This window comes from Shinella zoogloeoides (assembly GCF_003574625.1).
GTDB classification, from domain to species: domain Bacteria; phylum Pseudomonadota; class Alphaproteobacteria; order Rhizobiales; family Rhizobiaceae; genus Shinella; species Shinella zoogloeoides_A.
In genome coordinates this window covers 402,410-428,248 of sequence record NZ_QNUJ01000001.1, presented here as the reverse complement: position 1 = coordinate 428,248, position 25,839 = coordinate 402,410, and the positions used below count along the sequence as shown (strand labels likewise).

22 protein-coding genes and 2 pseudogenes are annotated in these 25,839 nt (G+C 64.2%); 15 read left to right on the top strand and 9 right to left on the bottom strand.

Annotated elements, in window-relative coordinates:
• Positions 1–26 precede the first annotated feature (26 nt).
• Positions 27–1,058, top strand: a pseudogene (locus DSD28_RS02060) (zinc-dependent alcohol dehydrogenase family protein); the annotation flags it as partial.
• A 574-nt stretch (positions 1,059–1,632) separates the two neighbouring features.
• Here the strand turns inward: DSD28_RS02060 and DSD28_RS02055 are convergent.
• The 3 genes from DSD28_RS02055 to DSD28_RS02045 form a co-directional block, all read right to left on the bottom strand.
• Positions 1,633–2,991 (bottom strand): MBL fold metallo-hydrolase RNA specificity domain-containing protein, encoded by a 1,359-nt coding sequence (locus tag DSD28_RS02055; protein WP_119254680.1) that lies wholly within the window; start codon positions 2,989–2,991, stop codon positions 1,633–1,635.
• A gap of 40 nt (positions 2,992–3,031) precedes the next feature.
• Positions 3,032–5,398 (bottom strand): phosphoketolase family protein, encoded by a 2,367-nt coding sequence (locus DSD28_RS02050; RefSeq protein ID WP_119254679.1) that lies wholly within the window; start codon positions 5,396–5,398, stop codon positions 3,032–3,034.
• 72 nt (positions 5,399–5,470) lie between these two features.
• Complete coding sequence (locus DSD28_RS02045) at positions 5,471–5,797, bottom strand: hypothetical protein (RefSeq protein WP_119254678.1); 327 nt, start codon at positions 5,795–5,797, stop codon at positions 5,471–5,473.
• A 205-nt stretch (positions 5,798–6,002) separates the two neighbouring features.
• Here DSD28_RS02045 and DSD28_RS02040 point away from each other — a divergent pair, with 205 nt between their 5' ends.
• The 6 genes and pseudogenes from DSD28_RS02040 (at position 6,003) to DSD28_RS02015 (ending at position 14,538) form a co-directional block, all read left to right on the top strand.
• Positions 6,003–7,766, top strand: coding sequence for a PHA/PHB synthase family protein (locus DSD28_RS02040; RefSeq protein WP_432430835.1), 1,764 nt, complete (start codon positions 6,003–6,005; stop codon positions 7,764–7,766).
• A pseudogene (locus tag DSD28_RS02035) lies at positions 7,750–9,086 on the top strand (bifunctional enoyl-CoA hydratase/phosphate acetyltransferase). Before DSD28_RS02040 ends, DSD28_RS02035 begins: the two are co-directional and overlap by 17 nt.
• Positions 9,083–10,270 carry an acetate/propionate family kinase gene (locus tag DSD28_RS02030; RefSeq protein WP_119254676.1) on the top strand — a complete coding sequence of 396 codons (1,188 nt, stop codon included), beginning with the start codon at positions 9,083–9,085 and terminating at the stop codon, positions 10,268–10,270. The pseudogene DSD28_RS02035 and the gene DSD28_RS02030 overlap by 4 nt, the downstream one beginning before the upstream one ends.
• 58 nt (positions 10,271–10,328) lie before the next feature.
• A complete protein-coding gene (locus DSD28_RS02025) occupies positions 10,329–11,195 on the top strand; it encodes a universal stress protein (protein WP_119254675.1) in 867 nt (288 codons plus the stop codon).
• Between the two features lie 43 nt (positions 11,196–11,238).
• Positions 11,239–13,950: an HAD-IC family P-type ATPase gene (locus DSD28_RS02020; protein ID WP_119254961.1), complete on the top strand. Its 2,712-nt coding sequence runs from the start codon at positions 11,239–11,241 to the stop codon at positions 13,948–13,950.
• A 132-nt stretch (positions 13,951–14,082) separates the two neighbouring features.
• Positions 14,083–14,538, top strand: coding sequence for a pyridoxamine 5'-phosphate oxidase family protein (locus tag DSD28_RS02015; RefSeq protein ID WP_119254674.1), 456 nt, complete (start codon positions 14,083–14,085; stop codon positions 14,536–14,538).
• A 7-nt stretch (positions 14,539–14,545) separates the two neighbouring features.
• Here the strand turns inward: DSD28_RS02015 and DSD28_RS02010 are convergent, their stop codons facing one another.
• Entirely contained in the window at positions 14,546–16,387 is a 1,842-nt protein-coding gene (locus DSD28_RS02010) for a heavy metal translocating P-type ATPase (protein ID WP_245424703.1), read from the bottom strand.
• Between the two features lie 156 nt (positions 16,388–16,543).
• Between DSD28_RS02010 and DSD28_RS02005 the strand changes: the two genes are divergently transcribed.
• Positions 16,544–17,797, top strand: coding sequence for an MgtC/SapB family protein (locus DSD28_RS02005; protein ID WP_119254673.1), 1,254 nt, complete (start codon positions 16,544–16,546; stop codon positions 17,795–17,797).
• Positions 17,798–17,839: 42 nt separating this feature from the next.
• Here DSD28_RS02005 and DSD28_RS02000 read toward each other — a convergent pair whose 3' ends face one another.
• The 3 genes from DSD28_RS02000 to DSD28_RS01990 form a co-directional block, all read right to left on the bottom strand.
• Positions 17,840–18,340 (bottom strand): cytochrome b, encoded by a 501-nt coding sequence (locus tag DSD28_RS02000; RefSeq protein WP_119254672.1) that lies wholly within the window; start codon positions 18,338–18,340, stop codon positions 17,840–17,842.
• Between the two features lie 47 nt (positions 18,341–18,387).
• The gene (locus DSD28_RS01995; protein ID WP_119254671.1) at positions 18,388–18,813 is read right to left on the bottom strand and encodes a plastocyanin/azurin family copper-binding protein; all 426 of its coding nucleotides are present in this window, start codon (positions 18,811–18,813) and stop codon (positions 18,388–18,390) included.
• 119 nt (positions 18,814–18,932) lie between these two features.
• Positions 18,933–19,763 (bottom strand): universal stress protein, encoded by an 831-nt coding sequence (locus tag DSD28_RS01990; protein ID WP_119254670.1) that lies wholly within the window; start codon positions 19,761–19,763, stop codon positions 18,933–18,935.
• Positions 19,764–19,944: 181 nt separating this feature from the next.
• Here DSD28_RS01990 and DSD28_RS01985 point away from each other — a divergent pair, with 181 nt between their 5' ends.
• A complete protein-coding gene (locus DSD28_RS01985) occupies positions 19,945–20,769 on the top strand; it encodes a universal stress protein (RefSeq protein ID WP_119254959.1) in 825 nt (274 codons plus the stop codon).
• 137 nt (positions 20,770–20,906) lie between these two features.
• Here the strand turns inward: DSD28_RS01985 and DSD28_RS01980 are convergent, their stop codons facing one another.
• Positions 20,907–21,323: an ArsR/SmtB family transcription factor gene (locus tag DSD28_RS01980; protein WP_119254669.1), complete on the bottom strand. Its 417-nt coding sequence runs from the start codon at positions 21,321–21,323 to the stop codon at positions 20,907–20,909.
• The gene (locus DSD28_RS01975) at positions 21,320–21,958 is read right to left on the bottom strand and encodes a peroxiredoxin (RefSeq protein WP_119254668.1); all 639 of its coding nucleotides are present in this window, start codon (positions 21,956–21,958) and stop codon (positions 21,320–21,322) included. The genes DSD28_RS01980 and DSD28_RS01975 overlap by 4 nt, the downstream gene beginning before the upstream one ends.
• A 129-nt stretch (positions 21,959–22,087) precedes the next feature.
• On the opposite strand from DSD28_RS01975, the gene DSD28_RS01970 reads away from it, so the two are divergent.
• From DSD28_RS01970 to arsN2, 6 genes are all read left to right on the top strand, one after another.
• A complete protein-coding gene (locus DSD28_RS01970; RefSeq protein ID WP_119254667.1) occupies positions 22,088–23,026 on the top strand; it encodes an MBL fold metallo-hydrolase in 939 nt (312 codons plus the stop codon).
• Positions 23,027–23,030: 4 nt separating this feature from the next.
• Positions 23,031–23,462 carry a YeeE/YedE family protein gene (locus DSD28_RS01965; RefSeq protein ID WP_119254666.1) on the top strand — a complete coding sequence of 144 codons (432 nt, stop codon included), beginning with the start codon at positions 23,031–23,033 and terminating at the stop codon, positions 23,460–23,462.
• A complete protein-coding gene (locus DSD28_RS01960) occupies positions 23,462–23,896 on the top strand; it encodes a DUF6691 family protein (RefSeq protein WP_119254665.1) in 435 nt (144 codons plus the stop codon). The genes DSD28_RS01965 and DSD28_RS01960 overlap by 1 nt, the downstream gene beginning before the upstream one ends.
• A gap of 81 nt (positions 23,897–23,977) precedes the next feature.
• Positions 23,978–24,766: a sulfite exporter TauE/SafE family protein gene (locus tag DSD28_RS01955; RefSeq protein ID WP_119254664.1), complete on the top strand. Its 789-nt coding sequence runs from the start codon at positions 23,978–23,980 to the stop codon at positions 24,764–24,766.
• A gap of 280 nt (positions 24,767–25,046) precedes the next feature.
• Positions 25,047–25,400, top strand: a complete 354-nt coding sequence (locus tag DSD28_RS01950; protein WP_119254663.1) for an ArsR/SmtB family transcription factor — start codon at positions 25,047–25,049, stop codon at positions 25,398–25,400.
• Complete coding sequence (gene arsN2 / locus DSD28_RS01945; protein ID WP_119254662.1) at positions 25,397–25,837, top strand: arsenic resistance N-acetyltransferase ArsN2; 441 nt, start codon at positions 25,397–25,399, stop codon at positions 25,835–25,837. The genes DSD28_RS01950 and arsN2 overlap by 4 nt, the downstream gene beginning before the upstream one ends.
• Positions 25,838–25,839: the final 2 nt, after the last annotated feature.

The following is a 25,839-nucleotide window of genomic DNA, read 5'->3' as shown; positions in this document are numbered from 1 at the left end:
CTTCGAACCCCGCATAGGAGATTGAGATGAAGGCTCTCGTTTACGAAGGTCCGGGACGGAAGTCCCTCATGGAACGGCCGCTGCCCACGATCACGGCGGCGACCGACGCCATCGTCAAGGTGACGCGCACAACGATCTGCGGAACCGACCTGCACATCCTCAAGGGTGACGTGCCGACCTGTACGCCCGGCCGTATCCTCGGTCACGAAGGCGTGGGCATCGTTGAAGGGACGGGCGCCGGCGTGACCCAGTTCGCCAAAGGCGACCGCGTCCTGATCTCGTGCATTTCGTCCTGCGGCAAGTGTGAATATTGCCGGCGCGGCATGTATTCTCATTGCACGACCGGTGGCTGGATTCTCGGCAATACGATCGACGGGACACAGGCCGAATATGTCCGCATCCCTCATGCCGACACCAGCCTCTATCCGATCCCCGACGGCGCGGACGAGGAAGCTCTAGTCATGCTCAGCGACATCCTTCCCACCGGCTTCGAATGCGGCGTGCTGAACGGGAAGGTGCAGCCCGGAAGCACGGTGGCCATCGTCGGCGCCGGCCCGATTGGGCTTGCGGCGCTGCTCACGGCACAGTTCTATTCTCCCGCCGAGATCATCATGATCGACCTCGACGAAAACCGACTTGCCGTAGCCAGCCGCTTCGGTGCGACGCAAACCGTCCGGGCGAGCGGCGGCGACGCGGCACGCCAGCTCCTGGCCTTGACCAGCGGCAAGGGCGTCGATGCCGCGATCGAGGCGGTCGGAATTCCGGTCACCTTCGAGCTCTGCCAGGAGATCGTCGCTCCCGGCGGCGTCATCGCCAATATCGGCGTGCATGGGGTCAAGGCCGACCTGCATCTGGAGAAACTGTGGTCGCAGAACATCGCCATCACCACGCGGCTGGTGGACACGGTCACGACGCCGATGCTGCTGAAAACCGTGCAGTCGGGCAAGATCGACCCGAAGAAGCTGATCACCCATCGGTTCAGCCTCGATCGGATCGGCGAAGCCTACGAGACCTTCTCCCGTGCGGCCGATACGCATGCCCTCAAGGTCATCATAGAAACCGGCAGCGCGCTGACGATCCCGGCCGAGGCGATAGCCAACGACTTACTGGACACCGCTCTCATGACCCATACGGGGCTCATGTTGCATGTGCGCGCGGTCAAGCCGGAGGACGAGTCGCTTCTGGCGGAATTCTTCCGACATGTAACGCCCGAGGACCTACGCTTCCGGTTTCTTGGCGGTGTCCGTGAAGTGAGCCATGACCGCCTGCTTTCCATGACGAAGGTAGACCATGTCACCACGGAGCACTTCCTCGCATTCTCCGGCGGCAGCGACGAGATTACCGCAGCGGCGCTCGTGGCCTGCGACCCGTCGATGACGAAGGCAGAAGTGGCGATCTCCGTGCGCGCCGACGACAAACACAAGGGCGTCGGCTGGGAAATGCTGCGCCATGTCGCCCGCTACGTGCAGGCCCGCGGCGTCAAGACGCTGGAATCGCTGGAAAGCCGGGAAAACCACGAGGCCATCGAACTCGAGCGGCAACAGGGTTTTATCGCTGTCCCCTACCCTGACGATCCGACGCTTATCCTCATCCGTAAGGATCTCCGGTCCACCTGAGCCCCGAGTGTCCCGCTTACAACGCGAATTCCTGGTCGAGGCGCGGTACCACGCTCTCCCAACCCAGCTCGCGCCCTATGCGCACGCGTAAGGCTTCCGATGCCTCGGCCTCCCCATGCACGATGAAGACCTTGCGCGGCGGACGCGGGCAACCCGAAAGCCAACGCATCAATTCATCGGCATCGGCATGGGCCGAGAGCATGTCGAGATGGGCCACCTCCGCATTGACCGGAATCCAGTCACCATGGATCTTCAGTTCTTTCGCGCCGTCCTGAAGCGAGCGGCCTCTCGTCCCGGCGGCCTGGAAGCCGGCGAGCAGGATCGTGTTGCGTGCATCCGGCGCGAAGGCTTTCAGATGATGCAACACACGGCCGCCCGTCGCCATGCCGGAGGCGGAAATGACGATCTTCGGAATAGGGCTCGCGCTGATCGCTTTCGAGGCCTCGACGTCGTCGGTGTAGCGCGCGATGCCGAACACCTTCTTGCAGCTTTCGGGGTCAAGCCGATGATCCCTCGGATGCCGGCCCATGAGCCCGGTCGCATCGATGGCCATGGGGCTGTCGAGGAACACGGGTACGTCCCCGAGAACCCCCGCCTGCTTCAGCTTCCAGAAATAGTAGAGCAATTCCTGCGCGCGCCCGACGGCGAAGGCCGGAACGACGAGCGTCCCGCCACGTTTGATCGTGCGCTCCACAACCGCCCGCAGGGCATCTTCTGGGTCGGTCTTGTCGTGAATGCGGTTGCCGTAGGTGGATTCGATCATGACATAGTCCGCCTCGACCGGTCGGGCCGGGTCCGGCATCAGCGGATCGCCGTAGCGGCCGATATCGCCGGAAAAGACGATCCTCTGCCCACCGCAGGCCATCTCAACCCATGCCGCGCCGAGAATATGGCCCGCACGGTGGAACCGGAACCATGCGCCATCGGAAAGCCGCACGGTCTGATCGAATTCAACGGTCGAGAAGTGCTCCACGGCATTCTGCGCGTCATGGACGGTGTAGAGGGGAAGAGCCGGCTGGTGACGCGACAGCTTGTGCCGGTTGAGGAATTCCGCGTCCTTTTCCTGTAGATGGCCGCTGTCCATGAGGATCAACTCGGCGACATCGCGGGTGGCCGGCGTCGCGTAGATCTTGCCACGGTAGCCCTCGCGCACCAGGCGCGGCAGATATCCGCAATGATCGAGATGCGCATGCGTCAGGATCACCGCGTCGATATTGCGCGGCGAGACTGGCAGGGGTGTCCAGTTGAGGTCTCGCAGGTTCTTCAAGCCCTGAAAGAGGCCGCAATCGATCAGGATGCGGTGTCCCCCGAGAGTGAGCAGATGCTTCGAGCCGGTAACGGTTCCGGCACCGCCGAGCGATTTCAGTGACAGCATGGTTTCCTCCCCTCACGGGCCGCTTTGCCCACGGATTGGCCTATTGCCGCGCATAGGGCCATTTCCAGTCGCGGATCTCGGGCATGTCCTCACCGTGCTCGCGCACATAGGCATGATGTGCGTCGAGCTTCGCCTTCAGCGTGGCGACGAGGTCCAGTTTCCGCTCGGCAAGAGCCTGCAGGCGTTCGATCGCCTCGATGGCGAGGTGATAGCGGTCTAGCCTGTTCATCACCGCCATATCGAAGGGCGTGGTCGTTGTGCCCTCCTCGACGAAGCCCTTGACGTGGAAATTCGGATGGTTGGTGCGTTTGTAGACCAGCCGATGGATAAGATACGGATAGCCGTGATGGGCGAACACGACCGGCCGGTCTCGGGTAAAAATCCGGTCAAAATCCTCGTCCGAAACACCGTGCGGATGATGCTGCGGCGACTGCAATGCCATCAGGTCCACGACGTTGACGACGCGGATGCGCAAGTGCGGCAGCGCCCGCCGCAGGAGATCGACGGCGGCGAGCGTCTCCATGGTCGGCACGTCGCCCGCGCAGGCCATCACGATATCGGGCCCAAGCCCCTCCTCCGTGCCCGCCCAGTCCCAGATGCCAAGTCCGGCCTCGCAATGGGAGGTCGCCTCGTCCATCGTCAGCCATTGCGGAGCCGGCTGCTTGCCGGCCACGATGACGTTGATGCGGTTCCATGTCCGCAGGCAATGGTCGCCGACCCAGAGCAGCGTGTTGGCGTCCGGCGGCAGGTAGACGCGCACGATATCGGCTCCCTTGTTGGCGACGAGGTCGATGAAGCCGGGGTCCTGGTGGGAAAAGCCGTTGTGGTCCTGCCGCCAGACATGGGAGGTGAGCAGGTAATTGAGCGAGGAGACGGGGCTGCGCCAGGGCAGCTCGCGCGCTACCTTCAGCCATTTCGCATGCTGGTTGAACATCGAATCGACGATGTGAATGAAGGCCTCGTAGCAGGAGAAGAAACCATGCCGTCCGGTTAGCAGGTAGCCCTCAAGCCAGCCCTGACATAAATGTTCGCTGAGCACTTCCATGACACGACCTTCCGGCGCGAGATGATCGTCCGTCGGCAGTCTCTCGGCCATCCACACGCGATCCGTCGCCTCGAAGACGCTGGCGAGCCGGTTCGAGGCCGTCTCGTCCGGCCCGAAGACGCGAAAATTGCGGCCGGCCGCGTTCAACCGGATCACGTCGCGCAGATAATCGCCAAGAACCTTCGTCGACTGCGCCTCCAGCGCACCGGGCCGATCCACCGCAACCGCATAGCCAGCGATTTCGGGCGTGAGCAGCTCCCTGTGAAGGACGCCGCCATTGGCGTGCGGACTGGCGCCCATGCGGCGCACGCCTGTCGGCGCCAACGCCCGCAGCTCCGGCTTCAGACGGCCATCCGCATCGAAAAGGTCTTCGGGATCGTAGCTTCGCATCCAGGTTTCGAGGATGTCACGATGCGCGGCGTTCGTACGGCATTCGGAAACGGGCACCTGATGCGAGCGCCAGTGGTTTTCAACGACCTTGCCGTCCACCTCTTTCGGCCCCGTCCAGCCCTTCGGGCTGCGCAGTACGATCATCGGCCATCGCGGCCTGCGGGCGGGATCCTTCTTCGCCGCGGCCCGGATGGCCGCGATGCGGTCGAAGGCGTTGTCGAGCGCGGCCGCCATATCCCGGTGCATGGCCTGCGGCTCATGGCCCTCCACAAAGATCGGATCGTAGCCGTAGCCGGTGAAGAGATGGGCCAGCTCCTCGTCCGGCAGGCGCGCCAGCACGGTCGGATTGGCGATCTTGTAGCCGTTGAGATGGAGGATCGGCAGCACCGTGCCGTCGCTGACGGGGCTGAGGAACTTGTTGGAATGCCAGGCGGCGGCGAGCGGGCCAGTCTCGGCCTCGCCATCCCCCACCACGCAGGCAACGACGAGGTCCGGATTGTCGAAGGCCGCGCCATAGGCATGCACCAGCGCATAGCCGAGTTCGCCGCCCTCATGGATGGAGCCGGGCGTTTCAGGGGCCGCGTGGCTCGGAATGCCGCCCGGGAAGGAGAACTGCCGGAACAGCGCCTTCAGCCCCGCCTCATCCTCGCCGATCTCGGGATAGACCTGCGAATAGGTGCCTTCCAGATAGGTATTGGCCACCATGCCCGGCCCGCCGTGGCCGGGGCCGCAGATATAGAGGACATCGGCGTCGCGCGCCCGGATGATGCGGTTGAGATGGGCATAGATGAAGTTGAGGCCCGGCGTCGTGCCCCAGTGGCCGAGAAGGCGCGGCTTCACATGCTCCGCCTTCAAAGGTTCGCGGAGCAACGGATTGTCCATTAGGTAGATCTGGCCCACCGAAAGATAGTTGGCCGCCCGCCAGTAGCGGTCGATCAGCGCGAGGTCTCCGGTGTCAGGCTCGTTTGCCATATCCTCTCTCCCTGCCGCCTGCTCCACGGCTTCAACGTCTGTAACGGCCTGTTTACTCAGAAAAGCGCAACGCTACTGCGGCAACGCCCCGTCGCGGGTAAGCTGCCGACAGGCTGTGTCGGCAATCGTGTCGACGCCTTGGCGCAGTTCGTGGAGGCTTGCCGCGAGGGATTTTTCGGCAAACTCGGTTTGGCAGACCAGCATGTTCAAGGGATCCTCGCAGTCGGCAAGGTTCTGGAGATGCGCGCACTGATCCTCAAGCAGGCGTGACGTCACGCCCAGCCAATGCCTGTACATCGCCATTCCGATGTTGAAGGGCGCCAAAAGAAGCGGATCGGCGACCCTAGGCGCGAAGCCAGCCGCGATTCGTTCCGCATCTGTCGCATTCTTCGCGGACATGACGAACTCCCGTTTCGATTAGATCGCATTCTAGGTGGTTTCGCGCAATGAAACTTGATCTGCGTCAACGGAGATAAAGACTGCCCTGTGTAGGGTAATATTCGATCCGCTATCCAATCATGAGGTTGTCTTCAGCGGAAACCCCCTTCTGCCGAAGGAGACACCCATGAATGCTCCGGCGAGCGAGATGTTGGCCTCCCGGCGGATGACGGATCTGCCGCCCGTCTCCCGGATGGAGGAACTGGGAAGCGAAGCCTTTCGCGCGATCGATCGCCTGCGGGAAGCGATCGCCGGCCAGTTCAGCGCCGGCATGTCGCCTGCTGCCTTCGCACTTGCCCTTTTCGACTGGTCGGTCCACCTCGCCTCGGCCCCCGGGAAGCGGATGGAACTTGTCGACAAGGCGAACCGCAAGGCGGTCCGCCTGCTCTGCCACCTTGCGGCCGTGGCGGCAACACCAGATGCGTCGCCGTGCATCGAGCCCCTACCCGGCGACTACCGTTTCTCCGACGAACGCTGGAGGAAGCCGCCCTTCAGCATTTGGGCTCAGGCTTTCCTTCTCCAGCAGCAATGGTGGCACAATGCGACGAAGGAGGTGCCGGGTGTCGCGCCGCACCACGAGGACGTGGTGTCCTTCGCCGTCCGCCAGATCCTCGACGTCTTTTCCCCCTCCAACATGCCTTTCGCCAATCCGGAGGTGATGGACAGGACGATCCGCTCCGGCGGCGTGAATTTCCTCGACGGCCTGCGCAACGGGATGGAGGATGCCGGCCGCCTCGCCACCGGGCAGAAGCCGGCCGGAACGGAGGATTTTGTCGTCGGCCGGGACGTCGCCGCGACACCAGGCAAGGTGATCTACCGCAACCATCTGATCGAGCTGATCCAGTACGCCCCGGCAACCGACACCGTGGCGGCCGAACCGGTCCTGATCGTGCCAGCCTGGATCATGAAATACTACATTCTCGACCTCTCGCCGCACAATTCGCTCGTGTGCCACCTGGTCGCTCAGGGCCATACCGTCTTCTGCATCTCCTGGCGCAATCCCACGGCGGCCGACCGCGACCTGACGATGGACGACTACCGCCGGCTTGGCGTGATGGCGGCGCTCGATGCGGTGAATGCCGTTGTTCCCGGCCGAAAGGTCCACGCCGCGGGCTATTGCCTCGGCGGCACGCTCCTGGCGATCGCGGCAGCCGACATGGCGCATCGCGGCGACGACCGGCTGGCAAGCCTGACCTTGCTTGCCGCGCAGACGGACTTCACCGAGCCCGGCGAGCTCGCCCTCTTCATCGACCACAGCCAGGTGCATGTGCTCGAAAGCATGATGTGGAACCGCGGCTATCTTTCGGCCGACCAGATGGCGGGAGCCTTCCAGCTCCTGCGCTCGAACGACCTCGTCTGGTCGCGCATCGTGCATGAGCACATGATCGGCGAGCGCACGCCGATGATCGACCTGATGGCCTGGAACGCCGACTCCACCCGCATGCCCTACCGGATGCACGCCGAATACCTGAAGCGGCTCTATCTCGGCAACGAGCTCGCCGCCGGCCGCTTCATGGTCGAGGGGCGCCCCGCTGCCATCCAGAACATCCGCGTGCCGATGTTCGTGGTCGGTACCGAGCGCGACCATGTCGCGCCGTGGCGGTCGGTCTACAAGATCCACTATCTCAGCAACACCGAACTCACCTTCGTCCTGACCAGCGGCGGCCACAATGCCGGCATCGTCAGCGAGCCCGGCCGCCCGCGCCGGCGCTACCGCATCGCCGTGCGCGCGGCGGACGGACTGTGCGTGGGCGCCGATGAATGGGCCGAGACGGCGGAGGCGCGGCCGGGCTCGTGGTGGGAGGCCTGGACGGGCTGGCTTGCCGCGCATTCGGCGCCGGAACGGGTCGACGCACCATCCATGGGCGCCCGCCGAAAGGGCTGCAGACCCGTCGCCGATGCTCCCGGTACCTATGTTTTCCAGAGGTGAATCGCCGATGGACGGCTTCCTCCGCAACAGGACCTTCGACGAACTCCGGCCCGGCGACACCGCCTTCGCAGGACCGGCCTCTTCGGCCATGTCGTCGCCCATGGCATGTGGACGGCAGCCCTCGTCTCCGCCGTGCTCGGCACGCGCCTGCCCGGCCCCGGCACGATCTATCTCGGCCAGGACCTCCGGTTCCTCGAGCCGGTCGTGCCCGGCGACACCATCACCGCCACCGTCACGGTGACGGAGAAGCGGCCCGAAAAGCGCATCGTCGTGCTCGACACGGTCTGCACCGACCGGAAGGGCGAGGCGGTGCTGAGGGGAACGGCGACGGTGATCGCGCCGGAGCACAGCATCGAATGGCCGCGCACGCCCCTGCCCGACGTGTCGCTGCGCCGTCATGACCGCTACGAGGCTTTCGTGACGCGGGCGCGCGGCCTCCCGCCGATCCGGGCCGCCATCGTGCATCCCTGCTCGGCCGCCGCCATCACCGGCGCGCTGGAGGCGCGCGAGGCCGGCCTGCTGGAGCCGGTGCTCATCGGCCCGGAAGGCAAGATCCGCGCCGCTGCGGACGATGCGCGGGTCCCGCTCGACGGGATCGAGATCGTTCCCGTCGCGCACAGTCATGCCGCGGCCGCCTGCGCCGTGGAGATGGCCGTGGCGGGAAAGGTCGCCGTGCTGGTCAAGGGAAGCCTGCACACGGACGAGCTTCTCTGCGCCGTCGTCGCGCCAGGCTCGGGCCTGCGCACCGAGCGGCGCATCAGCCATGTCTATGCCATGGATATCCCTGCCTACGACAAGCCGCTCATCGTCACCGACGCCGCGATCAATATCCAGCCGACGCTGGAGCACAAGCGCGACATCTGCCAGAACGCGGTGGACCTCCTGCGCCGGCTCGGCATGGAGGAGCCGAAGGTGGCGGTGCTTGCCGCCGTGGAGACCGTGAACCCCAAGATGCCCGCGACACTCGACGCGGCGGCGCTGACCGTCATGGCGGCGCGCGGGCAGATCACCGGGGCGAAGGTCGACGGGCCGCTCGCCTTCGACAACGCGATCAGCGTGGATGCCGCCCGTACCAAGGGCATCGTCTCGCCCGTCGCCGGGCAGGCCGACATCCTGCTCGTGCCGGACCTCGAGGCCGGCAACATGCTGGCAAAGCAGCTCATCTACTTCGCCGGCGCCACGGCGGCCGGCCTCGTGCTGGGCGCGCGGGTGCCCATCGTGCTGACCAGCCGCGCCGATCCGCTCTCGGCCCGCATCGCCTCGGCGGCGCTCGCAAGGATGGTGGCCGCGCCTTTGCCGGCGGAGGGGCTGCCCGCATGACGGAAAGAACGCTCCTCATCTTCAATGCCGGCTCGTCGACCGTGAAGATCGGCGTCTTCACGCTGCGCGCCGAAGGCCCGGTCCGCATCGCCCGCGGCGTGATCGACTTCCGCCACGATCCCCTGACCCTCGCCGTGAGCGCGGAGGATGCGCGGAGCGAGACCGTGCTGGAGGCCCGGCCGGGCGAGGACCTGAACAGCATCCTGTCGGAGGTCTTTGCCATCCTCGGCCGCCGCTTCGATCTCGGGGAGATCGCGGCCGTCGGGCATCGCGTCGTCCACGGCGGTGACCGCTTCGCCGGCCCCGTCCGCCTCGACGGAGAGGCGATCACGACCATCGAAGTACTGACGGTGCTCGCGCCGCTCCACCAGCCGCAGAGCCTGCGACTGATCCGCGCGGTCGGCGGCATGCGGCCGGACCTGCCGCAGGCCGCCTCCTTCGATACCGCCTTCCACCGCACGAACGAGACGCTCGTGCGCCGCTTCGCCATTCCGCGCGCCCTGCATGACCGGGGCATCAAGCGCTACGGCTTCCACGGCCTTTCCTACAAGTACATTGCCGGCGAGCTCGCCCGCCTTGCGCCGGAGACGGCGCGCGGCAAGGTGGCGGTCGCCCATCTCGGCAGCGGCGCTAGCCTTTGCGGCCTTGAAGCCGGCATCAGCCGCGACACCAGCATGGGCTTTTCCACTCTCGACGGCATTCCCATGGCGACGCGCTGCGGCGCGCTCGACCCCGGCGTGCTGCTGCATCTTCTCGGACAGGAGGAACGGCCCCTGCGGGAGGTGGAGGACCTTCTCTACAACAGGTCCGGCCTTCTCGGCGTCTCCGGCATCAGCGCCGACAGCCGCGACCTCATCGAAAGCGATGCGCCGGAAGCGAAGGACGCGATAGACCTCTTCACCTTTCGCATCGCCGGCGAGATCGCCCGGCTTGCCGCAACGCTCGGCGGCCTCGATGCGCTCGTCTTCACCGCCGGGGTCGGCGAGAACCAGCCGGCGGTGCGGGCCGCTGTCTGCAAGCGGCTCGGCTGGCTCGGCCTCGACCTCGATCTCGCCGTCAATGCCGCGAACGCGACCCGCATCAGCACTCCGGCAAGCCGCATCGCCGCCTTCGTCATCGCCACCGACGAGGAACAGGTGATCGCCGAGGAAACCGTCTCGATCCTGGGGGACACCGCCGGGTGAGCCCCGCCGCCATCAACCGCGCTGCCTCGCTGCGCCAACGCGACAAGGAAACGTGCCCATGGCCGAAACGCCCCCTCGCCACCTTCTTCTTGCAACGGACCTCAGCGCACGCTGCGACAGGGCGCAGGACCGCGCGCTCGACCTCGCGCGGGCATGGAAGGCGAAGCTGACGATCGTGCATGCGCTCGACGTCGTGAGCATGACCGCCGCCGCCTCCACCGTCCTCGCCGCCGCCAGGCGGCGCTCGTCCAACCATCTCGATCGCGAGTTCGCGGATGTCGGCGATATCGCCTGGGATGTCGATATCCGCGACGGAGAGCCGGCCGACGTCATCCTCGCCGTCGCGCGCAAAAGGAAGTGCGACATGATCGTCACCGGCATTGCCGGCAATGACGCGTTGGGGCACATGCTGGTCGGCGGCACGACGGCAAGCGTGGTGCGCCAGGCCGGCCTGCCGGTGCTGGTGGTGAAGAAGCGAGCGCGGCAGGCCTATCGCCGCATCGTGGTGGCCAGCGATCTCTCTGAAGCGTCCGTCGACGCGCTCCAAATGGGCGCCCTGCTCTTCCCGCCGTCGTACATCACGCTTTTCCACGCCTTCGACATGCCGTTCCGCAGTTTTCTCGACGACAAGGATGGTTCCGAGCAAGGCCGAGCGAACCTGGCGCGGAAGGGTGCAAAGACCTTCCTCGCAAGCCATCTGCCGGAAGGAGAAGAGGATGTCGGTATCCAGGTGGCCCATGGCGATCCCGCGACCCTTCTGGCGGAATTCGCGATGAGGGAAGACATCGATCTGCTCCTTTCCGGCACTTACGGGCGCACCGGTCTTCTCGGCGCGCTGATCGGCAGCGTCGCCGAGGCGCTTCTCGACGGGGTGGAGTGCGACGTGATGATCGTCCCCGGCAGAGGCGCGCGATCGGATGGATGACGGGCACAACGGAAAAGGAGGCATGATGGCGAAGGAGAAGGGCATGAGCGCAGTCGATATTCAACCCCGCCCGCAGGCCTGGCACGCCCGCACGAAGGAAGAGACCTGCGCGGCGCTGGCGACGGGCCTCGACGGCATCGACCATGACGAGGCCGGGCGCCGCCTCGGCATCCATGGCCCCAACCAGCTGCCGGCCGCCGCCCGCACGCATCCGGTCCTGCGCTTCCTTGCGCAGTTCAACAACGCACTCATCTATTTCCTCCTGTCAGCCGCGCTCGCCGCCATGCTGCTCGGCCATGTCATCGACGGCGTGGTCATCGTTATCGTCGTGGTGGTCAACGCGGTGGTCGGTTTCATCCAGGAGGGCAAGGCCGAGCGGGCGCTCGACGCAATCCGCGACATGATCGCCCCGCACACCGTCGTCGTGCGCGAAGGCGAACGGTACATCGTCGATGCCCGCGAGATCGTTCCCGGCGACATCGTCGTACTGGAGGCGGGCGACAAGGTGCCGGCCGACATCCGCCTCATCAGGGCGCGCGGGCTCACCGCGGACGAGGCGATCCTGACGGGCGAGTCCGTGCCCGCCGAAAAGCGGGAGGAAGCCGTGCCGCCGGAGACCGTGCTGGGCGACCGGCTGCCGATCCTCCATTCCGGCACGCTGGTCACCACCGGCCAGGGGCACGGCGTGGTGGTAGCGACGGGCAGCCGCACCGAGATCGGCCGCATCTCCGACCTCATCGGCAACGTGCAGACGCTGACGACGCCGCTGCTGCGCCAGATCAACGAATTCGGCCGGCTTTTCACCTGGTTCGCCATCGGCATGGCCGCCGTGGTTTTCCTCTTCGCCGTGCTGGCGAGAAGTTATGACTGGGTCGATGCGCTGATGGTGGTGGTGGCGCTCGCCGTCGGCGTGGTGCCGGAGGGGCTGCCCGCTGTTATCACCATCACGCTGGCGATCGGCGTGCGACGGATGGCGGCGCGCAATGCCGTGGTGCGCCGGCTGCCGGCCGTCGAGACGCTCGGCGCCATTTCCGTCATCTGCTCCGACAAGACGGGCACGCTGACGAAGAACGAGATGACCGTGCGCCATGTCGTCACCGCCGCGGGCATGACGGAACTTGCCGGCTCGGGCTATGCGCCGGAAGGCACGCTCGCCGCCGCGGACGGCGGCACCGCGCCGCCGGATCCCGTCCGCGACGAACTGATCCGCGCCGCGCTGCTGTGCAACGACGCCCGCCTCGTCGAACGCGGCGGGCAATGGACGGTTCTCGGCGATCCGATGGAAGGCGCGCTTGTCACGCTCGCCGCGAAGGCCGGACTGCATCCGGAGACCGAGCGCGAAATCTGGGGCCGGCTGGACGAGATTCCGTTTGACGCCCAGCACCGTTTCATGGCGACGCTGCACGACGACCCGGACGGCACGCGCCGCATCTTCGTCAAGGGCGCGCCCGAGCGGGTGCTTGCCATGTGCACCAACCAGGCGGGCGAAGGCGCGACGGGCGCCGTCGACCCCGCCTACTGGCGCCAGCGCATCGACGCCGCCGCCGCCGAGGGCGAGCGCGTGCTCGGTTTTGCGACGGGAAACGTCGGAAGGGATGTCGAGCGGCTGACCTTCGCCATGGTCGAGACCGGCCTCACCTTCCTCGGCGTCGCGGGCTTCATCGATCCGCCGCGCGAGGAGGCGATCGCGGCGGTGGCCGAGTGCCGCTCCGCCGGCATCGCGGTCAAGATGATCACCGGCGATCACAACGGCACGGCCGTCGCCATCGCCCGCAAGCTCGCCATCGCCGACGACCCGAAGGCGCTCGAAGGCAGCGCGCTCGGCGCCATGACGGACGAGGACCTGCGCCGGATCGTCGAGGAGGTCAGCGTCTTTTCCCGCGCCACGCCGGAGCACAAGCTGCGCATCGTGCGGGCGTTGCAGGCGAACGGCCACATCGTTGCCATGACCGGCGACGGCGTCAACGACGCGCCGGCCGTCAAGCAGGCCGATGTCGGCGTCGCCATGGGCCGCAAGGGCACCGAGGCGGCCAAGGAGGCCGCCCAGATGGTGCTGCTCGACGACAATTTCGCCTCCATCGTCGCCGCCGTGCACGAGGGCCGCACGGTCTACGACAATATCCGCAAGGTGATCGGCTGGACGCTGCCCACCAATGGCGGCGAGGTGCTGTGCGTGATCTTCGCGATCCTTCTTGGCCTGACGCTGCCGATGACGCCGGTGCAGATCCTCTGGATCAACATGATCCTCACCGTGACGCTCGGCCTGGTGCTCGCCTTCGAGCCCTCGGAGCCCGGCGTGATGCGCCGCCCGCCGCGCCGGCGCGACGCGCCGATCCTCTCGCGCTTCCTCGTCTGGCGCATCGCCTTCGTCTCCCTTATCTTCATGCTCGGCGTCTTCGGCATCTTCGAATACGCGCTCTACAGGGGCTATGCCGAGGACGGCGCCCGCACCATGGTGGTCAATACACTGGTGGTGATGGAGATCTTCTATCTGTTCAACGTGCGCTACCTGCACCGGACCTCGTTCAGCCTGGTCGGCGCGATGGGCACGCCGGCTGTCCTCACGGCGATCGCCGTCGTCGCCGCCGCGCAGCTTCTCTTCACCTTCGCTCCGTTCATGCACGCTCTCTTCGGCAGTGCTCCGCTTTCCCTTGCTGACGGCTTGCTTATCCTGATTGCCGGCGTGCTGACGATGACCATCCTGGAAATTGAGAAACTGGTCATGAGAAGGGTCACACCGGGGAAATTCGGGTGAGCCGCCCTTCGGTTCACCTCCCTTGCCGTGCGTCAATGAACCGCCGACGAAATAGGAAGAAACTTTCAGCCAAGCGGAAATGGATCGTCGGCCTCCACCCGTCGCCGGCGGCGTCACAAGGGAGGTTTCGTGATGATGATCCGGGAAATGACGCACAACCAATGCACGGCAATGATTGCCGAAAACCGCGTGGCGAGATTGGCCTGCGCGGAAAACGGCAACCCTTATGTCGTCCCGATTTCCTATGCGCATTCGGGGAACCGTCTCTATGCCTTCTCGATGCCTGGAAAGAAACTGGCCATCCTTCATGCCAATCCCCGGGCCTGCCTGCTTATCGAATCTTTCGAGAGCAAGCAGCACTGGAAAAGCGTGGTGATCGACGTCGCCTTTCGCGAGCTGCCGGATACCAATGAATTTCACGAGGAACGGCTGAAAGCCTGGTCGCTTCTTGCGGAGGATTTTGACTGGTGGGAGCCAGGGGCACTCAAGCCCCAGCCGCAATCAACGGTCACTGCATCGCCTCATGTCTTCTTCGAGTTCGAAATCGTCGAGATCAGTGGCCGTGAGGCATCGGCGGAAACAGGATGAGCGGCATCTAGCGGAGCGCCCTCAAGGCATTGAGGATCACCGCGACGTCGATCGCCTCCTGGAGGATCGCACCCTCCACGGGCTCAAGATATCCGCATGCCGCCGCAATCATCGCCGCGATCGACAGCGTAATGCCCGCAGCCACACTCTGAAGGGCGATCCGGCGGCTTCGACGCGCAATTGAGATCGCCTTGGCAAGTGGCGCAAGCTCGTCGACAAGGACCACGACGCCTGCGGCTTCAGAAGACGAGGCCGTGCCGCGGGCGCCCATGGCGACGCCGATATCGGCCGCCGCCAGCGCCGGCGCGTCGTTGACGCCGTCCCCTACCATCATCACCGGGCCGTTTCCGATCTCCTTTCTGACCGCATCGACCTTGGCTTCCGGTGTCAGGTCGCCGAAGACAGCATCCATGCCAAGCGCTTTGCCAACAACATGCGCGATCTCCGTGCGATCGCCAGACGCCAGCACGAGCCTGCGGATGCCTGCCGCCCGAAGATCCGCCAGAACCGACGACGCATCTGCGCGCACCTGGTCCTTGAGAACGATCATGCCCGCGAGCGCTCCATCGATGGCGACGGCCACAGTCATGGAAGCCCGCATCTCGGGCGTGATCAGGTCATGCGGATCCTCGCAGCCAGACGCGCGCTGCACAAAGCCACTCCCGCCGACAACAATCCGTCGTCCCTCGACATAGCCCTCTATGCCAGTGCCAGGCACTTCCCACACACTCTCCGGCTTCGACAGAGACAGGCCCTTTTCGGCCGCCGCACGGATCAGGGCAGCGGCAACGACATGGCCGGAAGCTTGATCCAGGCTAGCGGCTGCCCTTAGCACCGTTTCCGCCGTAAAGGGCGTTGCCGTCCTGATGTCGACCACCGCCGCCTGACCATGGGTGAGCGTGCCGGTCTTGTCGAGAACCGCGGTCTGCGCCCGCCCCAGCATTTCGAGCATGCCGCCGTTCTTTACGAGAACGCCGATGCCCGCCGCCTTCGACATACCGGAAATAATGGCGACCGGGACCGCGAGGATCAGGGGACAGGGTGTTGCGACGACAAGGATGGCGAGCGCACGGATGGGATCCTGCGAAAAATACCAGGCGCCACCCGCGATGATGAGGGTCAGAACCAGGAAGCCCATCGCAAAACGGTCGGCCATGCGGACCATCGGCGCCTTGCTCGCTTGCGCGGCCTCGACCAACCGGACGATCCCAGCATAGGTGCTTTCGGCGGCAGTCCGGCTGGCGACAAGATCGAAGGACGCCCCTACGCAGGTCGAACCGCTCAACGCTTCGGATCCAGGCGGCACCGGCTGCGGCAGCGGCTCTCCCGTCAAGGCCGCCATATCGAGCGCCGCACCTTCGCCGGAAACGATCCCATCTACCGGCAGCACTTCGCCTTGACGGATCAGCAACCGGTCGCCGGGCTGTATCCGGGGAATCGCGATCTCCTCAAGCCCGCCTGCGCCATGGCGCATGGCAAAATGCGAGATGCGCCCCATCAGGGCGGTCATCTCCCGCCGCGCGCGCCCTTCGGCGAAAGATTCGAGGAGCTGGCCGCCCGCATACATCAGGCCGACGACGTTTCCGGCAAGCGGCTCGCCGAACACAATCGCGGCCGACATGGAAAGCGCCGCAACGATATCGAGCCCGACATCTCCCCGGCGCAAGGCGCTGAGAACCTGCAGAAGGAGACTGGCAAGGACGGCCAACGTCGCTGCGCTCCATACAAAATGAGCGTAGCGGGCGACCTGCCACGACAAGGCCAGACCGATCACCAGCCCCCCGGCGGCGATCCCGACCAGGACGATGCTCGACCGTGGCTGCCAGATGCCTTTGTTCGCTTGCAGCACGTTGCCCTCCCTATCGACAGGATGCGAGATGAATAAGCCCGCAAACGGCCGCGCCCACCTTGCGCAAGATCAATTCCGGAAGCGGCGTTTCCTCTAGAATGTGGGTGAACACTGCCGCACCTCGCGCTGACCGGGTCTTTGCCGATGGCTCTTTCAATGGACACACTCATAGCCAGATTGGGTATCGCGCTATCGATCGGCCTTCTGGTCGGGCTTGAACGCGGCTGGCAGGAGCGCGATGCCCCCGAAGGCAGCAGAACCGCCGGTATACGAACCTTCGGGATATCGGGGCTTCTTGGCGGCGTGCTGGCGGCGGTTGCTCGTGCCCTTGGTTATCCGATGGTGTTTCCAATCACTTTTCTGGGCTTCGCCGCCACGCTAGCTGTGTTCAAGCTGCGCGAAGCGCGTTCGGATTCAGACTACAGCGTGACCACTGTTATGGCGGGTCTTGGCGTTTTCGCGCTCGGTGGCCTGGCTGTCGCCGGCGATGCGCAGGCCGCGGCGGCGGGAGGGGCAGCGCTCGCGGCCACGCTTGCAAGCCGCAACGTCCTGCATCGCTTCCTGAAGCGCTTGACCTGGATAGAACTGCGCTCCGCAATGATGCTGGCCGTCATGACGGCGGTGATCCTTCCGATCCTGCCGAACGAAACCATCGATCCCTGGGGAGGGCTCAATCCGTGGAAGGTTTGGTTCTTCACCGTCCTGACCGCAAGTCTTTCGTTCCTCGGCTACATCGCCGTCAGGATCTTCGGAGCGAGCAAGGGCTTCATGCTGAGCGCGATTGCCGGCTCCCTCGTCTCGTCCACCGCAGTCACCATGGTTCTGGCGCGAACCGCAAAACGCTCCGCCGATCCATTTCCGCTTGCCGGCGCTGCGGCGCTCGGTGCGGCGGTGTCTATCCTGCGCGTGATGGGGTTGATCCTGCTGATCGACCCGGCAGCGATCATTCCCGCCGGTCCGGCCGCCGCCGCGGCCGCCGTCGTCTTCGCCGGTTCCGGGTTCGCGCTGTTCTACTGGCCGCAAGACAGACCCTTCGCGGACGTGCCCACCAGCAATCCCTTCGAGATAGGCCCGCTGCTGGTCTTCGCGGCGATTTTCGCGGCGGCCACGATAGCCAGCGCGGTTCTCGTCTCCCATTTCGGCAGCGCCGGACTTTTGGCCACGACCGCGTTGACGGGCATCGTCGACGTGGATGTCGCCGTGCTGGCCGCCCTGCAAGCGGGCCGGGATGTCTTGCCACTCGACGTCATCGGAAAGGCACTCCTTGTCGCCATGGCAACGAATGCCCTGTGCCGCGCCGTCATTGCCATCCTGCTTGGGCCGCCCTCTTTCAGCATGCCGTTTGCCGTCCTCACGGTCGCCGCCGGCGTCACGGCCTTTGCTGTGCACAGCGTTCTTCCCACGCTATGACGAACGCTTTCACCGGCATTTCGGGGGCAGGATGGAGAACGATCAACCGACCGTCATCCGCCGAAGCACATTCGTCTTCCAATAGAATTGGTGCGCCAGCGCCCCGAGGACGTGAAGCCCGACAACCGCCCACAGAACGGCTTTGAGAACGTCGGCATGGAGGTCGCCTGCGACCTCGTATCCGAGATAATAGGCGGCGGCGCCGGTGAGCGGCATCACGAGCAGGAGGAGATAGAGCGTCCATTCGGAAATCTTGGCTACCGACCTGAATATCGCTGGCTCGGCCGCGGGCGCAGCCGGCACGCCCTGGACGTGCCGGAGCATAAGGCGAACGGCGACGAGAACAAGGATCGCGATGCCGGCATAGGCATGAATATTGGCACTTGTAACCTGTTCGGCGCTCGCCGCGCCGGTTTGCTTCATGCTCCTGTTCCAGGCATTCATGCCGTCCGGGAGCAACAGGTTGAAGAAGACGAGCCCCGCTGTGAGCCAGTGCAAGATGCGCTGCGGAAGGGAAAACGAGAGCGATGCGGTCGTAGCCATGGACGTGGTTCGCCTTCTTTCGTGTGATGGCATCCCGAAGGATGCGGTTACTTCGTCACCGTCAGCATGGCGTGCATTCCCGCCTCGTAGTGGCCCTTGATATTGCAGAGCAGGAGATAGGAACCAGGAGCAAGCTTCGCCTTCAGCTCGCCGTCTGTGCCCGGTTTCAGATCCGCCACTTCGCCGAGACTCTTCAATTTTTTCTCGTCCACCCGATGTTTGGAGGCGACGACATCGATCTTTTGATCGGCCGACTTCAGCTTGACCAGAACCATTTCGTGCTCTTCCGTAACCGCATCGTTGTGCACAACAAAGGTCGTCTCTCCTGCCTTTATCGTGGGATGATCGAGCGTGAGCGTCATCGGACCACCGCCTTCGCCACTTTCGATGACCTTGACGGTATTCGCTGCCCATGCAGGCGAGGTGATTGCAACGATAGCAAGTGCGGCGAAGATATTGCGACGGATGTTCATATCGGCTTCCTTTTACTGGAAATGCATCCAGCAATAAGGTGCCATCCTGACAAATGCCTGAATGGTACGGGATCAAGGATACGCCCCGATGCGATATGAGCATTGGGGCGCTCCAGGTCTCACCGCACCATGAAGACAGGCACGTCGCAGGCCTCGAGGATCGAAGCGGTGACGCCCCCGAAAACGCGCTCGCGCAGACGTGAATGGCCATAGGCCCCCATGACGATCAAGTCGCAGCCGAGTTCGAGCGCATGTTGGCGGATCACGTCCTCAGTCGATCTTTGGCCGCTCGCGATCTGCTCAACCACGACCTTTGCACCGTGACGCGACAGGAAGGCCGCCATGTCAGCGCCCGGCTCTCCACCATTCTCGAAGTAAGACGAATCCGGATCGATGACGACGAGGCGAACGGTATCGGCGCCTTTCAGCATCTCGATAGCTGCCTTTGCGGCGCTGGCTGCTTGGGGACGCGAATTCCACGCCAGAAGGACGTTTTTCGGCTTGAGGGTGGCGCGGCCTGTTTTCGGCACCAAGAGCAGAGGCGTACCGGCATTGAACGCCGTCGCCCCGATCGCAGCCTTGCGAAGCTCGGTGTCTGAGCGGACACCTTCACCGGCGACGACCACGTCCGCATACATTGCCCGCGTGCCGATGTTGCTCTCGATAATGAAGCGATCGTCGTAGATATGGTCGACATCGAAAGATACGCCACCTTTCCTGCAGCGTTCATCAGCAATGCGTCGAGCATCGACTACCTCGTCGATCTCCCTTTGGCGCTCGTTCAGCCATGCGGCCGCAGCCGGGTAGTCGGCCCCGAACGGCGTTATCGCCGTTCTCAGCGCAATGACGGAAAGATGCGCGTCGATTTCTGCTGCCAGTGCTACGGCCTTATCGATATCCGCCTCGGTGTTTGTCGTGCCGATGAGTGAAAGTATGGTCCTGAACGACATCTCTGAGCTCCTTCATCAGAATGGTCATGCGATGAAGGAAAGCTTGCTCCCGGCACCTGCATACCGCGATGATCTGCGTCAAAAGAGGAGCCTGAACTGGCCCCGTTTGACCGGTGTCAACGCGCATTGCGCACCCGGAATTAGTCTCATGGTATTCCAACCGTCCGCGGAGGTGAGAGCCGTGAGCTATCGTACCATTCTCCTGAACTTGGACATCGATCGACCAGTCAAGCCGATTGCACATGCTGCGGTCGAGCTGGCATCGCAAGTAGGCGCACGGGTGATTGGTCTGTGCGCTGCCCAGCCCCTCCTCTCTCCGTTCGCCATGCAAGCGACCAGCTTCGCAGCAACGAGCGCCATGCAGCAAATGTACAGGGACCTTGAAGATCGCATGGAGCAGGTTCATCAAGAGTTTCGTGCCGCGGCGGCCGGTAGGGTCGAACTCGAATGGCGTGCGGAGATTAGCGCGCCCACCGAGGCAATTGTTGAAGCTGCCCGCGCCGCCGACCTGATTTTCATGACTGCAGCAGAAGGTGCGCATTCAGGGGATTCATATAGTACCGCTGATCCAGCCGGCGTCACACTGCGCGCCGGCCGTCCTGTGCTGGTAGCGCGCCGCGCCGCAGAACCGATAGCGTCAGGCAAGATCGTGGTCTGCTGGAAGGACACACGCGAGGCGCGGCGTGCCGTGGCCGATGCCATTCCTTTGCTTTCCTTGGCCCAGGACGTGATCGTCGTTTCGGTCAGCTCCGAGCCCGACGCTTCGCTGCGAAAGAGCAATGCGGACGTCGTCTCGTACCTCGCCCGCCACAACGTGAGAGCCAGATCCCATATCTCTAAAAGCGCGGATGAGACGATCGGCCTGCTGCAATTTGTCGATCAGAGCGGTGCGGATCTCATAGTGTCGGGCGCATATGGACATAGTCGCCTCAGAGAGTTGGTATTTGGCGGGATCACCCGCTTTCTTCTCGATGAAAGCAGCCGAAGCCGGTTCATGTCGTGCTAGAAGGTATGGACGGAACCAGCCTGTTGCCGTACCGCTCCCGGCCACATGAAGAAGACCGCCGGGCTCCACGCCTCAACCCGCCGCCATGCGACCCGGTCTGGGTCAAATAGACTGGTCGCCCTCGACAACCCGACAGGCTATTCCGAAGTAACGATGCGGGCGAAATGAGCCGCATCTCCGAGCACATCCGGGGCCGGCGCGCCGTCTCGCCGTTCCGCGAGCCCGGCGGATGAGGGCGCCTCACTGCCGCAGAACAGCTCAAACAGCAATCCCATAACCGCCTCGGCACGGCCATCGGCGATGGAATAGTAGATCTGACGCGATTCCCGGCGTGTCTTGACAAGGCCGGCCTGCCGAAGCTCCGCCAATTGCTGGGACAGCGCCGGCTGCTTGATGCCGAGCGCCTCTTGAATGTCACTGACCGAGCTTTCCTCGCGTGCGATCTGACATAGCAGCATGAGACGATTGGCGTTGCTGAACTGGCGCATGAAATCTGCCGCTTCCGGCGCCTTGGCGATCATCGTTTCCAGCGAAACGCTCGCTGCCCCACTCATGCCCGCTTCTCCCGATAATACCAGGCCTCGCCCGCACGCAGAGCGCCATCGTCCTCGTTGGCAAGGGGTACCTGCTCGAGAAGAGTCTCGCCTGGTCGCCACCCTTCGGGCGTCGAGGCCTCCTCGCGCTCGGCCGTTTGCAGGGCCGCAACGAGGCGCAGAAGCTCATCGACCGAGCGCCCGACATTCATCGGATACCAGACGATCGCGCGCACGATGCCGTCCGGGTCGATGACATAGGTCGCCCTGACGGTCGCGCTGCTTTGTGCGGTCCCGTCGATCATGCCGTAGGCCTGCGCGATCACCATGGCGCTATCCTCGACGAGTGGGAACGTGACCTTCACGCCGAAGCGTCCCTCGATGTCGCGTAGCCAGGCGATGTGGGAATAAAGGCTATCCACGGAAAGGCCGAGCAGAGCGCAGTCGAGCTTCTCGAATTCCGGTGTCGCGCGCGCGAGTGCGATGAATTCGCTGGTGCAAACCGGCGTGAAATCCGCCGGGTGCGAGAAGAACACCAGCCAGCGCCCACGGAAGGCCGACAGCGTAACAGGACCTGCGGTGGACCGCGCGGCGAATCCGGGCGCAGCCTCGTCGATACGCGGTGGGCGGGCTGAGTGGGTGTTCGTTTCCGTCATGATCGCATTCCTGGGTGCAGGCCGGGCGTCCGTGATAACGGCTGTCGGTTTCGATTTCCACAAAATACATACTTGCATAATTACTGTAAATATATATCTATTAATCACCCTCTACGGAGAACCCGAGCCATGCCAAGCACCGTTTCAGATTTCCCCCTCGATCACGCCCGCGCCATGGCCGCAGCGGGCCTTGCAAATCCGACAAAACACCCTGTTGTAAAATCGTTCTTCGATAAGCAGACCTTCACGATCAGCCATGTCGTGCGCGACCCGCAGTCCAATGCCTGCGCCATCATCGACAGCGTGCTCGACTACGATCCGGCCTCGGGCCGCACCACGAGCGCTTCCGCCCAGGCGCTCATCGATTACATAAAATCCGAAAGTCTCGAAGTGCACTGGCTGCTCGAGACCCACGCCCATGCAGATCACCTTTCCGCCGCGCCGCTGCTGCAGGCCGAACTCGGCGGCCAACTTGCCATCGGGCGCGAAATCGTTCGCGTGCAGCAGGTCTTCGGAAAGATCTTCAACGCCGGCACCGAATTCCAGCGGGACGGCAGCCAGTTCGACCAGCTTTTCAACGACGGCGACCGCTTTTCGATCGGCAGTCTGGAGGCGACCGTGCTTCACGTCCCTGGCCACACCCCCGCCTGTCTGGCCTATGTCATCGGTGATGCCGTCTTCCCCGGCGACACGCTGTTCATGCCGGACTACGGTACAGCGCGCTGCGATTTCCCCGGCGGCGACGCACGCCAGCTCTACCGTTCGATCCGGCGCCTCATGAAGCTTCCAGATGAAGCACGCATGTTCCTGTGCCACGACTACAAGGCGCCCGGCCGCGATCACTACGCCTGGGAGACCACCGTCGGCGCAGAACGGACCGGCAATGTCCATGTCCACGAGGGCGTGAGCGAGGACGACTTCTACACGATGCGTACCGAGCGCGACGCGACGCTCGCCATGCCGAAGCTGATCCTACCGTCCGTGCAGGTCAATATGCGCGGCGGCCAGCTTCCGCCCGCCGAAGACAATGGCGTGCAGTATCTCAAGATCCCTCTCAACGTCCTGTGACCTCATGACCGACCTCAACATCCTCTGGCCGCTTTCCGGCGGCCTGCTGATCGGCCTTTCGGCCGGCCTCTATCTGCTGACGACCGGCCGCATCGCTGGGATTTCGGGCCTTGCGGCATCGGCCGCCGGCCTCACGGGCACCGGCATCAGCACACTGGGCCTTGGCTTCCTCGGCGGCATTCTGGCTGGCACGGCACTTGCCTCGACCTTCCTCCGGCAAGCCGAGATCGCCCTCCCCGCGTCGGCGCCGCTGCTCATTGTCGCCGGTCTTCTCGTCGGCTTCGGTACGCGCCTCGGCTCCGGCTGTACGAGCGGTCACGGCGTCTGCGGCCTCGCACGCCTGTCGAAGCGCTCGCTGGTCGCCACATCGGTCTTCATGACCGTCGCCGCCCTCACGGTTTTCGCCGTCCGCCATGTCTTGGGAGGCATCGTCTGATGTTCGCCAGAACCCTTGCTGCGATCCTGAGCGGCCTCCTCTTCGGCGCGGGGCTCGTCATGTCGGACATGATCAATCCCGCCCGCGTCCTCGCTTTCCTTGATGTCACCGGCGATTGGGACCCTTCGCTCGCCTTTGTCATGGGCGGCGCACTGATCCCTTCCTCCTTCGCCTACCTGATCCGGAAGCGGCGAAATGCGCCGGCATTCGACGATCGGTTCTACGTTCCAGAACATGGCCGCGTGGATCGGGCGCTGATCGGCGGCGCGGTGATGTTCGGACTTGGCTGGGGACTGGTCGGCCTTTGCCCCGGCCCCGCCATTGCGGCCCTGACGACGGGGCGCTGGGAGGCTGCCCTGTTCGTCGCAGCCATGCTTGCCGGCATGATCCTCTATCGCTTGACGCTCGGCCGCCCCGCAGCGGTGATCCGATAATCCGCAAAGAAGGTCATCGCCTTGCACACTTTTCGACCACACCGAACCAAGGCCGCCTGAACGCGCGGCGAAAGGTGCGGCATGCTTCTGGAACCCATTCAATACGGCCTCGGCGGGCTGTCTGGCGGACTTGTCGGCTTTACCCTCGGCCTGTTCGGCGGCGGCGGCTCCATTCTCGCCGTGCCCCTTATGGTCTATATGGTCGGCGTTCCCAACCCGCATCTCGCCATCGGCACCAGCGCCTTCGCAGTCGCGGTCAACGCGTTTGCCAACCTTCTCGGGCATGCCCGCTTCGGCAACGTCAAATGGCGCTGCGCGGGTCTCTACAGCCTCGCTGGGATCGCGGGCGCGCTTGTCGGCTCCTCCATCGGCAAGATGATCGATGGGCAGCACCTGCTGATCCTTTTCGCCCTACTGATGCTCGTCGTCGGTGCGCTGATGTTCAAAAGGCGCGGCGCGGAGGGTGACCCAAATGCGCAGTGCTCCCGCGAGAACGCCCCGAAGGTGATCGCTTTCGGCGGACTGACCGGCGCCTTTTCCGGCTTCTTCGGTATCGGCGGCGGCTTCCTCATCGTGCCTGGCCTTATCACCGCGACCGGCATGCCCATCCTCTCCGCCGTCGGCTCCTCGCTCCTCGCTGTCACCGCCTTCGGCCTGACGACTTCCCTCAACTATGCCTATTCAGGCCTGGTTGACTGGGGACTCGCCATCGTCTTTATCGGTGGCGGCGTTGTCGGCGGCTTGCTGGGCGCCTTCGCCGCGCGAAAACTCGCCGCTAGAAAGGGCGCACTCAACACCGTCTTCGCCCTGCTCATCTTCGTCGTCGCAGGATACATGCTCTCGAAAGCCTTCGAGCAACTGGCCATCTGACCGGCGCCGCTTTTCCGCACGTGCGACCAGAAGAGTTTTGACAGGCAATGGCGCAGGACAAAATCCGTCGACGACACGCACTTGAATCAAGGTCCGCGGGCTATGGTCGACAATGGACAGAGCACACGACACCCGGCCTGAAGACACTCAGGGGACCTGGGCCACATTGTCGTCCCTATCCGCTCACCCCATTTTAATATCGGAAAAGCTTCCAGCATTTACTGGAAGCGCAGGAACCACACTTGGTTGACAATTTTAACGAATCCGTTATTCTGGATGTATGGATAATATTGCAGCAATAGCGGCGCTCGGCGCCTTGGCACAGACCACACGACTGGAGACCTTCCGCCTCCTCGTTCGGCGCGAGCCTGATGGCATACCGGCCGGCGAGTTGGCCCGCCTCATCGACGTGCCGCAAAACACCATGTCGGCGCATCTCGCGACGCTTTCGCGGGCAGGCTTGGTTACGAGCGAGCGGCAGAGCCGGTCGATCATCTACCGGGCAGACCTCAATGGCTTGCGCGAGTTGACGCTGTTCCTGCTCAAAGACTGCTGCGGTGGATCGACGGAGCTTTGCGCTCCGCTCATCGCCGAGTTGACACCCTGCTGCACCACAGAGGCGAAGCTGTCATGAGCGCGATCACGTTGGAGCGAATTGAGGGCAACGACGCTGGCCTCAAGGCAGCCTTGACGGAAGCGCATCTGCCAACGGATGACATCGAGGATCAGGGGCGTACCTTCTACAGGGCGCAGTCATCGGATGGCCGGGCTATCGGTTTCCTCGGTGTCGAGCGCTGCGGTGATGACTTTTTCCTCCGTTCGGTTGTCGTGCTTCCCTATTATCGGGGGCAAGGACTGGGCAGCGTTTTGGTCGAGCGGGCGATGGCGGGTCTCGACCATGCCGGCGACGTCTTCCTTGCCACGACGAGTGCAGCACCGTTCTTCACGCGCATCGGATTTTCTGAAATCCAGCGGGACAGCGTTCCCGCAGCCGTGCTGGCGACCCGCCAGCTTTCCTCCATTTGCCCATCGTCAGCGACCATCATGAGGCTTACCCGGCCGCCGACCTAACC